The organism is Larkinella insperata (genome assembly GCF_026248825.1).
GTDB classification, from domain to species: Bacteria; Bacteroidota; Bacteroidia; order Cytophagales; family Spirosomataceae; genus Larkinella; species Larkinella insperata.
Window position 1 is genome coordinate 3303080 of the sequence record NZ_CP110973.1, and the last position, 12907, is coordinate 3315986.

Here is a 12907-nt window from a genome sequence, read left to right on the forward strand (position 1 = left end):
CGTTTTAAGCAACCGAATCTTTACTCGGATTAACTTTTATTAACAGGAGCCTAAAACGGTTCAATAGCGATTGCGAGTACCTTTGACGCAACACGAAACTTGCTGACGGAACGCATGTTAAAGAACTACTTTACAATCGCCTGGCGGAATTTAACGACGCAACGGAGCTACACGCTGCTCAACATCCTGGGCCTATCGGTCGGGATGGCGGGCGGCTTGTTGCTGTTTTTGTTTATCCGGTACCACCTGAGTACGGACCGGCACCACACCAAGTTTGACCGCATTTTCCGGGTCGTGACGGACATGCACCTCGACGACGGTTCGGTGGAATATTACCCCGAAGCCCCTTTGCCGATGGCGCTTGCCTTGCGAGCGGACTACCCGCAGGTTGAACAGGCGGCTTTTCTGATCATGAACCGCGAACTGGTCGTCAGCCAGCAGCAACCCGGTCGGACCGCTCCCCGGCGTTTTCAGGAGCACAGCGGCACGGGCCTGGCCGAACCCGAACTGTTCGAGATTCTGGATTATCAGTGGGTGCGCGGCAATCCGAAAACCGCCCTGCGCGAACCCAACACCGCCGTGATCACCGAATCGTGGGCTAAAAAATACTTCGGTGACGCCGACCCGATGGGGCAAACGCTGAACCTGAATCATAAGGTCGATGCCCGGGTTACGGGGGTTCTGGCCGATCCGCCCCGCACCACCGACGTAGACATCCAGTTGTTTATTTCGATGGCCACGCTCAAAACGCTGGACTCTCAGTTCAACCAGACCGATTGGGGACAGCTCAACTCCAACTACCGGCTTTTCTGCACGCTGAAGAATCCGGAAGCCGTTGGCAACCTGGAAGCGGCCATGCCGGCCTTGTCGAAAAAGCATTTTGGGGAAGGGGCTAAATACATTCAATTTCATTTTCAGCCGTTGCGGGAGGTGCATTTTGAGGTTCGGCGGCTGGCGACGGGCGTTACGGCCATTCGCCCGTCGTTGCTCTGGTCGCTGGGGCTGGTGGGCGTCTTTCTGGTGCTGACGGCCTGCATCAATTTTGTCAATCTGGCCACGGCGCAGGCCCTGCGTCGGAGCAAGGAAGTGGGCATTCGCAAGACGCTGGGCAGCACGCGGGCGCAGCTGGTCCGGCAATTTCTGCTCGAAACCGCCTTAATTGTCGTGACCGCGACGGTTTTTGCGCTGCTGCTGGCGTGGCTGAGTTTGCCGCTTTTCAATCGCTGGTCAGGCATTCCGCTGACGCTGCACCTCGACGGCCTGACGCTTGGTTTCGTTGCCTTGCTGCTGGGCGTTGTCATTTTGCTGGCGGGGGGCTATCCGGCGGGTGTTTTATCGGGTTTTAGCCCCTGGGCGGCTTTGAAAGGCAAATTGCCGGCCAGATCACCGGGGCAGCAGGTCGTTCGGCATTCCCTGGTGGTCACGCAGTTTGTGGTTTGTCAGGCGCTGATCATCGGGTCGCTGGTGGTGGCGATGCAGGTTCGCTACATTCAGAATGCCGATCTGGGGCTGGACAAAGAAAACGTGGTGGTGGTGCCGCTGCCGAAACCAGAAAAAGCCCTGCGCGAAACGCTCAAAAACGAGTTGCTTCACTATCCCGAAATCAAAACCGTCAGTGCCAGCTATCGTCCGCCGTCGGCCCAGGTGATGAACGGCGGGTCGTTCAAGTTTGGCGATCAGGCGGACTGGGCGGCTTTCCCGCTCCGGGAGCGCATTGGTGATGCCGGTTATGTGAAAACGTACGGTTTGCAGCTCGTGGCCGGTCGAAACATCTCGCCAAGCGACACGATTCGGGAATACCTGGTCAACGAAGCGTTCCTGCGCAAAATGAACATCCGGGACCCGCAGAAGGTCCTGGGCAAGACCATGCAGTATTACCTGTCGCCGGTTTCGTTGCCGATTGTGGGGGTGGTCAAAGACTTTCACCTGCGTTCGTTGCGGGACCCCATCGACCCCTGTTTCATTGCCAGCCACGGCGAATTTTACAAGCGCGTGGGCATCCGGATTGCGGGGCAGAACCCGGCGCAAACCGTACAGCGAATCCGGAAGGTATGGGAGAAAGTCTACCCGGATGAAGTGTTTGAATACGAGTTTCTGGACGATCAACTGGCGAAATTCTACGAAACCGAAAGCCTGCTTTTCCGGCTGGTCAACACGTTTGCCGGGATTGCCATGCTGATCTGCGGGCTGGGGCTCTACGGGCTGGTGTCGCTGGTGGTGGTGCAGCGGACGAAAGAAATCGGCGTGCGGAAAGTGCTGGGCGCATCGGTTGCCAGCATTGTGGCGCTGCTTTCCAAGGATTTCCTGAAACTGGTGATGGTTGCCCTGCTCATTGCCTCGCCGATTGCCTGGTACACGATGAACCAGTGGCTGACTGATTTTGCCTATAAGATTGCCATTCAGTGGTGGGTGTTTGCGCTGGCGGGTGGTTTGGCGATCGTGGTTGCGCTGGCAACGGTCTCGTTTCAAAGCATTCGGGCCGCTCTGGCGAATCCGGTCAATAGTTTACGGAGCGAATAAACGGGTTGTTGGTGGAGATACTCACAGGAAGTTGTTCAAATCCAACTGCAAAATGTCGGAATACGATGAGGGGGTAGCAATAGCCCCATCACCCCGGCGATACCGGTACCAGCGGCTGGCTTTATAATCATAAACGAAGCCTTCCAGAATACCGTACAAATCGTCATCAATGAGTTGAATCACTTTTTGCAGATCACCTTTCAGTCCTTTGGTATGACAGATTTCAATGATAATCGGCGTTTGGTCCGTCTCATCGTCCTGAAGTAAAATGTCGGGCACTGGACTGGCTTTCCCTTCGTCCAGCATCGCTTCGGGCAACGGTTCCAGCGAAATGGCGTGTTCACGATAAAAGAGCACACCCAGGCCAACGGTTAATTTAGCAATAACCCGTTGGTGCGCAGCAGGAGCCCAGACACCCCAGTCTTCATGGACAACCGATGGGGGATTGGTAGGAGGGAAGTACATAATTCATCGTGTTTTAATCAAACTTACTACAATAATCGATGCTTCGCAACTACGTCAAAATCGCCCTGCGTAACCTCTGGCGCAACCAATTATACACGGGTTTGAACGTCGGGGGGCTGGCCATTGGGTTAGCCGCCTGTCTGCTGATGGCGCTGTATGTAGCCCACGAATTTTCGTACGACGGTTTTCACGCCAACGCCGACCGGATCGTGCGCGTCACCAGCCTCATGACAACGCCCGAATCACCCCTGGTGCTGGCGTCGAGCCCCGTTCCACTGGCAACAACCTTAAAGCAGAATTATCCGGAAGTAGAAACGGCCGTGCGGCTGACGCCTTTTGAAGGGATCGTCCGGCACGGGGAAAAGCTGCTCAAAGAACCGGATGTGTATTTCGCTGACCGGGACATAGTTACGGTTTTTTCGTATCCGTTCCTGGCCGGGAATCCGGCAACGGCCCTGGCCAGCCCAAACAGCGTGGTTCTGACGGAACGGCTGGCTAAAAAATATTTCGGGAAGACCGACGTGCTGGGCCAGACCATCGAATTTGATAAACGGCTTTACCAGGTTACGGGGATCATGGCCGATGCGCCCAGCAACACCGACCTGCCCGTAAGCGCCCTGTTAGGACGCGAATTCAAGGGCGTCCGTTCGTGGGTAGACGACGATTTTCCGTGCTACACCTACGTCCTTTTCCGCCAGCAGCCCAATCTGGCCGATTTTAGCCGGAAACTGGCGCAGATCGCCGACAAATACGCCAATCCGGAACTGAAGAAAATGGGAGCGGAAGGCTATTCGCTCCGCTTCCCGGTGGAGCTTCTGAAAGACGTGCATTACAGCGAGGGCAAAATGGTCGATACGCCCAAAGGCAACAAACAGTACGGGTATCTATTCGCGTTTCTGGCCGTGTTTGTGCTGGTCATTGCGCTTCTGAACTACATCAATCTGCTCACCGCCAAAGCCACCGAACGGGCCCGGGAAGTGGGCGTGCGGAAGGCCAACGGAGCGCAACGGGGGCAGCTCATCCGGCAGTTTTTGTTAGAATCGTGGCTCCTGAGCGGGCTGGCGGTTGGCGTAGCGGTGTTTTTGGGGCTGGCGGCCGTGCCGTTTTTCAACGAACTGCTGAGTATGCGGCTGCAAATAGCGGCTCCGGATGCGGTTGCCCTGCTTTTCGTTACGTGGGGGCTCATCACGCTGGCGGGCGGTCTGTATCCGGCGTTTGTTCTGTCGAATTACCGGCCCGTCGAAGCGCTGAAAGGAAGCGGACCGGCGTTCCGGCTCGGAACCTACGGCAAAGGAGCCTGGCTGCGCAAATCGGTCATCGTTTTTCAGTTTGTCCTGGCCGTCGGCATGATCGCGGGGGTGCTGGTGATCCGGCAGCAGATGAACTTCCTGCAAAATCACGATTTGGGTTTCACGAAAGAACGCATTTTGATCGTCTACCTGCCCGACGATTCGACCGCCAGGGCGGGAGCCGTCGCTTTGGCCAACAGCCTGAAAAGCCGTACCGAAATAGACCGGGTCACGCTGGGGTCGGGTATGCAGGTGGGCGGTTTGTTGCCAATGGCTTCAACAAACATCGCCAGCAACGGACGGAAGCGCGAAATCATGACCAATTACCTGTTTGTCGACGACCAGTTTTTGCCCTTGCTGAACATCCGGCTAAAGGACGGCCGGAACCTTTCGTCGCAATCAAAAGCTGACCTGAACGGCGGCTTCATCGTCAACGAAGCGTTTGTCAAAATGGCGGGCTGGAAGCAGGGCGTCGGGCAGACCATCAGCGGTTTCGACCACAAAGGGAAAGTGATCGGCGTGGTCAAAAACTTTCACTACCGTTCCCTGCACAACCTGGTGGAGCCGCTGGTCATTGTTTACAACACATTCCCGGCCAGCAGCCTGATGATGAACATGCAGCCTGAGCACCTGGCGGTGGTCAAAGCAATCTGGCAGCGGCATTACCCGGCGCATCCGTTCGACTATAAATTCCTGGATGAATCGGTCGAAGCGCAATACGCGAAAGACCGGCTGATGACGACGGTTTTTAACGGTTTTGCGGCATTAACTGTGCTGGTTTCTTGCCTGGGACTGTTTGGTTTAGTTACCTTTACAACGGGACAGCGAACAAAAGAGATCGGGATACGCAAGATTTTGGGTGCCTCCGTCGTTAACGTGGTGTTATTGCTCTCCAAAGATTTTCTCAAGTTAGTTTTCATTGCCATTTTCATTGCTGCGCCGGTTGCCTGGTATGCGCTGGATCGCTGGTTGCAGGATTTCGCGTATCGTGTGGGATTGGAAGGATGGAGTTTCGCATGGGCGGGTGGTTTGGCCGTTCTGATTGCGCTGCTGACCGTCTCGTACCAGTCGGTGAAAGCCGCGTTGATGAATCCGGTGAATAGCCTGAAAGAGCCCTGACGCTGAAGGCTCCAGAAACCGGCTGAATGACGCTGAATAGAGGAGTAAAAGGTTATAAAAAATACGCGATTGCGCTGGCCGTTCCGGTTAGTCGTTTAAGCTTCCATCGTTCCACTTCAAGGTATAACAGTAAACACAATGAAAACAGCAATTACCCTCGCACTTTTGGGAATCAGTGTCGTGGCCGTCGGACAGGAGCGCTCGTCGGTCAGCCGGAGCATTAGCGATAATGGAAAAACTGTACGTATAAAGATCGATGTCGAACAGGCCGGCCGGGAGGTTCATTACGACGAAGAATTCGATGCGACGGGGATGAGCAAGGAGGAAAAAGACTATCTGGTGAGCCACATTCAGGATTCGCTGGGTGTGCATGTGGCCGTAAGCCCACCGCGCCCGCCGAAAGCCCCGGGCACCCTTCGCAGCACCCGGCCTCCCCGCTACGAATCGGGTGATGTCGCGGTCGTGAACCGAAACGCCAGCACCGCCAACCGTTCGAAAAATGACGACGGTAATTTGCCTAAAAACGTCATTGTGGCCCCGGACGGAACACCGTACACCAAAACCATCACCGAAGATTCGGAGAACAACCGGCTGAAACTCAAATACGAATACAAACTGGACGGGGAAGAACACGTCTTCGAGCGAACGCTCAACGTCCAGGGCAAATCCGAAGACGAGCGGCAGCGGCTCATTGCCGACACCGAGCGGAGCCTGGGTCTGTCGAACGCCCGGAAATAGGCAGTAATAAACTGACATTGGAAGAACCCCGTCGGGATGCCGTAGCGCTTTCGCCGGGGTTCTTGTTTTGCGCTACGTCGTGATGCAACGTCGCTCTGCGAAGTGTGTCTTTTCACCGTGTTGCCCTCCTGCAATTCTAACGTCCCTGCAAATATTCCTGAACCATGCTCCAAAATTATCTCAAAGTTTCTCTGCGCGGCCTCCGTCGCGACCCGGTTTATTCTGCCATCCACCTGGCCGGTTTGTCCGTTGCGCTAGCCTTTGGTCTGCTGACCTACGCGTTTGTCAATCACGAACGATCCTTCGACCGTTTTCATGCCGACGCCGACCGGATTTACCGGTTTGAATCGACCGATTTTTTTGATTTTGAAGGCAAACCGGCTTTACGCCCGCTGAACCTCCCTTTCTTTTCGGCCGAAGAAAACCACAGTTTTGTTTTTCCGGTGATTTTTGGGTTGGAAATCAAGCAGCAGCTGCCCGAATTTCAGGACGTTATCCGAATGACCCGGCCGTACGAAAGTGTGGTGAAATACGGGGTAACATCGGTTTATGAAAAGGCGATTCTGCACACGGACGCCAATTATTTCACGTTCTTTTCGCTTCCGCTCACCCTTGGCCGACCCGAACAGGTGCTGGCCGGATTGCACAATGCCGTCATTTCGGAAGGGCTGCGGCAAAAACTATTTGCGGGCGAAAATCCGATTGGAAAAGCCATTCACTACGACGGGCGGGTTTATACGGTGTCGGGCGTGATGCAGAATCCTCCGTCGAATACCACCCTGAATGCAGAACTGGTTGTGCGGCTGGAAAGTGATCCGTCGTACCGCGAGCAGCTCGAACGGCGCTACAATACCAGCAACGTTTACACCCTGGGCAAACTGAGAGCAACGGCGTCGCTGCCGCAAACCACGGCCAAACTGGCCGCCGTAGGCCCGCAGCTTTTCAAGGAAATGATTGATGACGTACAGAAATATGCTTCGCCCGAACAGAAAAGCCGTCTGGCCCATAAGCCGTTCCTGCTCACGATTCGTCCGCTGGTCGATACGCATTTTTCGTTCAACGAGCGCTGGAACTGCACGGTTTCGCCCACCAACGTCTACCTGCTGGTTTCCATCAGTGTTTTGATTCTGCTCGTTGCGGGACTTAATTATATCATTATCTCGCTGTCAAAACTGGCGGGTCGCCTGCAGGAGGTGGGCGTGCGGAAAGTGGTGGGGGCTTCTCCGCAGCAACTGGCGGTGCAGCTCTGGCTCGAAACCGTATTGGTGGTGGGGCTGGCTGCGGTAATCAGCCTTTTTCTGGCGCTGGTCCTGTTGCCCACGTTCAACGCCCTGACCGACCGCACGTTGTCGGTTTTTGACGTGCTGCAAATCGGTAACCTGCTGGGCCTGCTTGCCATGATCGGGGCGGTTAGCGTGCTGGCGGGAATTTACCCGGCGCTGTTATTTGCGCGGTTTCGCCCCACCTTGTTTCTGGGCCAGAACCGTACCTACAAAATCAATCCGCTGGTCATTCAGGGAATGATGGGCGTGCAGTTTGTGCTTTCCCTGATGCTCGTGATGGCAGGCATTACCATGCACCGGCAACTGACGTTCATCCAGGAAAAAGACCTGGGCCTGACCAAAGATCTGGTGCTTAAAATCAAGAATTTACAGCCGTTCGGGACCGACCGTGGTTCGTTGGTGTATGAACGGTTGTTGCGTTACCAGGCCACCAACCCGGATGTCGTAATGATCGCCAGCAGCGCCGGAGCCTACGGCGAAGACGGTTTTAACCGGAACGGAACCACCATCAAAGGCCAGAAATACTGGGCGCTGGAGCAGGCTATCGACTATCATTTCTTTGACCTGATGGGCATCAAGCTCCGGCAGGGGCGGCTTTTTTCGCCAAAAATTAGCTCAGACAGCGCCAAAAGTGTGAAAGCCGTGGTTGTCAACGAGACGCTGGCGAAGCTGCTGGGTGACGAACTGGTTTTTAACCAACCGCTGGAAGCGCTCAACGGGCGGACAATTATCGGGGTGGTGAACGACCACAACATCGAACCGCTCACCAAAGCCATTCTGCCCGCTTACTACAAAATTGCGCTTTGGTACCAGGGCGTATTTTACCTGAAACTGACCCCCGGCAACCTGCCCGACAAAGTGGCCCGCATCGCCCGGGACTGGCCGCAACTCTCCGACGGACAACCGTTTGAGTACTCTTTTCTGGATCAGGATCTGGCGGCCCGTTACCGCGACTATGAGCGCTGGACCACGCTGACGCAACTGGCTACTGGCATTGCCCTGCTGATTGCGGCTCTGGGCTTGTTCGGGCTGGCGGGCATTCAGGCCATCAACCGGATCAAAGAAGTGGGCATCCGGAAGATCATGGGCGCGACGGTTGGGCAGTTGTGGCTGCTTCTAAACCGCCGGACGTTGGCGCTGGTTGCCGTGTCGTTTGGTCTGGCTATCCCGCTATCCACCTGGCTGATGAACCGCTGGCTGGCTAATTTCGCCTACCGCATCGACTTAAACTGGACCATCTTTGCGCTGGCGGGCGGTCTGGGCTTTCTGGTGGCGCTGGCGGCTGTCAGTTACCACACCATCCGAACGGCGTTGATGAACCCGGTGGAAAGTTTGCGAACGGAGTAACCGCCAGGGGCTACGGACAACAATGTGCTTCTATTGTTATTCGCGGCCCCAGGTTATTTTATCCCCGCTTCGGCCAGCAGCACGAGCAGCACGTTTTGCAGTCCGAGATACCCTTTGTCATTCAGCCACCACTCCTTTAGGGAATGAACGTTGCCGCCCGTGCCCCCGCTGCCGATGGTGATGGCCGGAACGCCCAGCGAAATCGGCGTGTTGGCGTTGGTCGAGGAAACCTCCAGCCGGGGTTTCGCGCCCAGATACGTAGAAACCGCCATAGCCCGCTGAACGAGCGGAACCGTCGGTTCGATTTTGCCGGAAGGACGGTCGCCGATTTTTTTGATGTCTACCGTCAAATCCGGGCCGCTGCGCTTCAGGCCGTTTTCTTCTTTCAAGGCCCGCTGAACGGCTTTTTGCAGCAACTGGTCGATGCCGTTGAGCCGCTCGGGGCTTTCGGAGCGCATGTCAATTTCCATCCACGACTCAAACGGGATGGCGTTTACCGAAGTGCCCCCGCCAATCACGCTGACGCTGTAGGTGGTTTTGATTCCCTGGCGGGTAAATTTGTCGGCCTCGTCTGTGAAGTAATGAATCGCTTTACCCAGCGCGCTGTGCGGGTTCACAATCCCGAAGGCGCCGTACGAATGTCCGCCGGGACCCTTGAATGTAATCCGGTAGCGGTAGGAGCCTAGCCCCCGGTGCACAATTTCGCTGATGCCGTCGCCATCGACGGCGATGTAGGAATTGATTTTGGAACCAGCCGTTTTAAACAGGTGCTTGACGCCCCGCAAGTCGCCCAACCCTTCTTCGCCCACGGCCCCAACAAACCAGACATCGGCATCGGTCTCGATCTTTGCTTTTTCCAACCCCTTCAACACCGTCAGCAGGGCGACCAGGCCGCGGGTATCATCCCCGACGCCGGGCGCGTAGAGTGTGTCGCCTTTCTGCTTCACTTGCACGTCGGTGCCTTCCGGGAAAACCGTATCCAGGTGCGCTTCCACCACAACGGTGCGTTTGCCGGAGCGGCCTTTGCGCTTGCCAATCACGTTGCCCACGTCGTCGATCCAGACCGAATCAACCCCGGCTTCTTTCAGCATGGCGGCATATTTTCGGGCTTTCACTTCCTCTTTGAAGGGGGGAGCCGGTGTTTCGGTCAGCGTAATCAGGTCCTGTTTGGTTTGCGGTTCCAGGTCCATCAAGGTCTGAAAAGCCGCCTTCACCGCCGGACGATTCGCCAGTGCCTTGATTTCATCGGTGTAGCGTTTGTCGACCGGCACGGTTTCCTGAGCGCGGAGATTCGTAAAGCATAAGCCGAGAAGTACGAAATGGAAAGCCGTGGATCTGAGCAGTTGAATCATGGATTTTGATGAAGAGAATGGCGAATGTCGGCTAAAAATAGCGATTTCGGTCAAGAAATGAACACGGCGGGTTTAGCCTATATACGTTTCCGCCGGATTGTCCGAAAGTAAAATGATAACCGTCCGATTGCGGACATTTTAGATTTACGGTATCATTAACCGGTTGATTATCAGGGTAACTTTCTTTTTGGTGCATCGTTTGCGTTAATCCTTCTGTCTGTCTCTAGCTCTATAACCCGTATGCTCTACAATTACGTTAAAATTGCGTTTCGAAACCTCCTGAAAAACAAGCTTTTCTCGGGCGTAAACGTGGCGGGCCTGGCGCTCGGTATTGCTGCATTTCTGCTGATTCTGGAATACATCAGCTTTGAAAAAAGCGTCAACGGTTTTCACCGGAATTTACCGACGCTGTACCGCATGGTTTGGCAGAACAAGCAGGGCGATGTCTGGGCGGATATGGCTCCGGCGGTGGCTACGGTGATGAAGCAGGAGTTTCCGGAAGTCCGGCGCTTCTGCCGGATTGTCGATAACTCCATTTCCGGCATTGTCAGCACCACCAATTCGAAAAATCCGCAGGATACAAAGGCTTTCCGGGAAACCAGTCTGGCGTTGGCCGACGCCAGTTTTTTTGAACTTTTCACGTTTCCGTTGCTCGAGGGCGATGCCGCTACGGCCCTGACCCGCCCGAACACCGTAGCCCTGTCGGAATCCTACGCCCGGAAATATTTTGGAGCGGCAAAAGCCATCGGTCAGGTGTTGATGCTGAACAATCAGTTTGGGCAGACGCCCTATACCGTAACGGGGGTTTACGCCGACATGCCCCAGAACTCGGATTTGCAGTTTGGGCTGGTGTTTTCGTTGCAGACCCTGGCGAATCCGGCCAACCTCAACGGCAACGAGTGGGCGCGGCTCGACAGCTTCGATGGCGCTTATCTGACCACTTTTCTTCAGCTTCCGGAAGGCACAGATTACCGCTTACTGGAGGAGAAGTTTGATCAGTTGAAAAAGAAAATCCGGCCCCAGGACGAAAACCGGATGCACCTGCAACCGGCCGCGCAGTTGCACCTGGGCGCATCCCTTAGCGATCCGTACCCAACCACCGGCAACCTGGGCGTCATCTACCTGCTGGGCGGTATCGCCGGGCTGATTCTAATAATCGCCTGGTTTAATTACGTTAACTTATCGACCGCTGGCGCCTTGAAACGGGCCAAAGAAGTGGGCGTTCGGAAAGTGGTGGGAGCGGGCCGTGGGCAGTTAGTCGGGCAGTTTCTGGGCGAGTCCTTCTTGCTGAACCTGCTCGGTTTTGGGCTGGCCCTGCTGCTGGTGAGCGGTCTTCAGGCGGCTTTCAACGGGTTGGTCAACAAGGAGTTGTCGTTGCGTATGCTGCTGTCTAACCGGTTCTGGCTGGTGGGCTTGGGCCTGCTGATTTTCGGGGCGGTGGCGTCGGGCGGTTACACGGCTTTTGCGCTGTCATCGTTCCAGCCGCTTCAAACGCTGAAGGGAGCTTTCGGCAAGAGTGCCAAAGGCGGCTCGTTGCGTAAATCATTGGTTGTCTTTCAGTTTGGGGTTTCCTTGGTGCTGATGATTGGTACGTTTGTGTTGTACCAACAGTTGCAGTTCATGCAAAATCAGAAACTTGGATTTCAGTTGGAGCAACGGGTGGTGATTCAGGGGCCGGAGGTCGGAAAGGACGCGTCTTTTTCGTCGCGCATGGCGGCTTTTGAGCACGAACTGGAACAGCGTCCGTACGTAAAAAACTACTGCAATACAGGAACCGTGCCCGGCAATTATTACAACTTTTCGACCGACGGGATTACCCGGCAAAACCCGCAGCCCGGCGACGGCAAGAAAGTGTATTCGATGGGCTTTATCGACCACCGGTTTCTGGCTACCTACGGGATCAAACTGGCCGTTGGACGAAACTTTACCGCCCCGGAATCGGAAGTGGGCTGGGAGAAAAATACCAAACTGCTGGTGAACGAGACGGCGGCCCGGCACCTGGGGTTTGCTTCGGCGACTGACGCGCTGGGCAAGGTTGTGAGCTGGGGAAAACCGTTTGAAATCGTCGGCGTTGTGAAAGACTACCACCACCAGTCGCTGCGGGAAACCATCGCCCCCATTATTTTTCTGCCCCAGAATCACGGCAACTGGCTGACGATTCAGCTCACCACGGATCAGGTTCAGGCTAAAATGGCGGAACTCGAGCGGCTGTACAAAGCGGCTTATCCGGGTAACCCGTTCGAATTCTTTTTTGCGGACGAAAACTACAACCGGCAATACCAGGCGGAGCAGCAGTTCGGCGCGATTTTCATGGCGGCATCCCTGCTCGCGATCTTCATCGCCTGCCTGGGTTTGTTCGGGCTGGCCACCTTCATGACCGAGCAACGCACCAAAGAAATTGGCGTGCGGAAGGTCCTCGGCGCATCGGTGGGCAGCATCGTGGCGCTGCTTTCGACGGATTTTCTGAAGCTCGTTTTGATCGGCTTTTTGATTGCCTCGCCGATTGCCTGGTATGCGAGTCAATACTGGTTACAGCATTTTGCCTACAAAATGGACCTGACCTGGTGGATTTTTGCCAGTGCCGGTTTGCTGGCTACCCTGATCGCCCTGGTGACCATTTCCTTCCAAAGCATCAAAGCTGCTCTGGCCAACCCGGTGACTTCCCTGCGGGCGGAATGAGTTAGGAATGAAGAGTGATGAGTTAAGAGTTGGCTACCGCAGCGCTACTCTTGACTCTGCATTCTTAACTTTTTTTAACGGACTGAATTAGTGGGCTGTACGTACCTTGGGCTGC

General features: G+C 55.3%; 7 protein-coding genes. 5 read left to right on the top strand and 2 right to left on the bottom strand.

All coding sequences use genetic code 11. The features are described 5' to 3' along the window. Positions 1–114 precede the first annotated feature (114 nt). A complete protein-coding gene (locus OQ371_RS13325) occupies positions 115–2520 on the top strand; it encodes an ABC transporter permease (protein ID WP_265988428.1) in 2406 nt (801 codons plus the stop codon). A gap of 21 nt (positions 2521–2541) precedes the next feature. On the opposite strand, the gene OQ371_RS13330 is transcribed toward OQ371_RS13325, so the two are convergent. Then, positions 2542–2985 carry a hypothetical protein gene (locus OQ371_RS13330; RefSeq protein WP_265988429.1) on the bottom strand — a complete coding sequence of 148 codons (444 nt, stop codon included), beginning with the start codon at positions 2983–2985 and terminating at the stop codon, positions 2542–2544. Between the two features lie 38 nt (positions 2986–3023). Between OQ371_RS13330 and OQ371_RS13335 the strand changes: the two genes are divergently transcribed. The 3 genes from OQ371_RS13335 (at position 3024) to OQ371_RS13345 (ending at position 8761) form a co-directional block, all read left to right on the top strand. Further along, positions 3024–5393: an ABC transporter permease gene (locus OQ371_RS13335; protein WP_265988430.1), complete on the top strand. Its 2370-nt coding sequence runs from the start codon at positions 3024–3026 to the stop codon at positions 5391–5393. 138 nt (positions 5394–5531) lie between these two features. Next, positions 5532–6131 carry a hypothetical protein gene (locus OQ371_RS13340; RefSeq protein WP_265988432.1) on the top strand — a complete coding sequence of 200 codons (600 nt, stop codon included), beginning with the start codon at positions 5532–5534 and terminating at the stop codon, positions 6129–6131. Between the two features lie 164 nt (positions 6132–6295). Then, the gene (locus OQ371_RS13345; protein ID WP_265988433.1) at positions 6296–8761 is read left to right on the top strand and encodes an ABC transporter permease; all 2466 of its coding nucleotides are present in this window, start codon (positions 6296–6298) and stop codon (positions 8759–8761) included. A 53-nt stretch (positions 8762–8814) separates the two neighbouring features. On the opposite strand, the gene OQ371_RS13350 is transcribed toward OQ371_RS13345, so the two are convergent. Continuing rightward, complete coding sequence (locus tag OQ371_RS13350) at positions 8815–10113, bottom strand: M20/M25/M40 family metallo-hydrolase (protein ID WP_265988434.1); 1299 nt, start codon at positions 10111–10113, stop codon at positions 8815–8817. Positions 10114–10353: 240 nt separating this feature from the next. On the opposite strand from OQ371_RS13350, the gene OQ371_RS13355 reads away from it, so the two are divergent. Continuing rightward, positions 10354–12792: an ABC transporter permease gene (locus OQ371_RS13355; protein WP_265988435.1), complete on the top strand. Its 2439-nt coding sequence runs from the start codon at positions 10354–10356 to the stop codon at positions 12790–12792. Positions 12793–12907: the final 115 nt, after the last annotated feature.

What these genes read in the sequence shown, in the direction of transcription:
- OQ371_RS13325 (WP_265988428.1), top strand. Translation starts at nt 115, where the DNA reads ATGTTAAAGAACTACTTTACAATCGCCTGGCGGAATTTAACGACGCAA.
- OQ371_RS13330 (WP_265988429.1), bottom strand. Translation starts at nt 2,985, where the DNA reads ATGTACTTCCCTCCTACCAATCCCCCATCGGTTGTCCATGAAGACTGG.
- OQ371_RS13335 (WP_265988430.1), top strand. Translation starts at nt 3,024, where the DNA reads ATGCTTCGCAACTACGTCAAAATCGCCCTGCGTAACCTCTGGCGCAAC.
- OQ371_RS13340 (WP_265988432.1), top strand. Translation starts at nt 5,532, where the DNA reads ATGAAAACAGCAATTACCCTCGCACTTTTGGGAATCAGTGTCGTGGCC.
- OQ371_RS13345 (WP_265988433.1), top strand. Translation starts at nt 6,296, where the DNA reads ATGCTCCAAAATTATCTCAAAGTTTCTCTGCGCGGCCTCCGTCGCGAC.
- OQ371_RS13350 (WP_265988434.1), bottom strand. Translation starts at nt 10,113, where the DNA reads ATGATTCAACTGCTCAGATCCACGGCTTTCCATTTCGTACTTCTCGGC.
- OQ371_RS13355 (WP_265988435.1), top strand. Translation starts at nt 10,354, where the DNA reads ATGCTCTACAATTACGTTAAAATTGCGTTTCGAAACCTCCTGAAAAAC.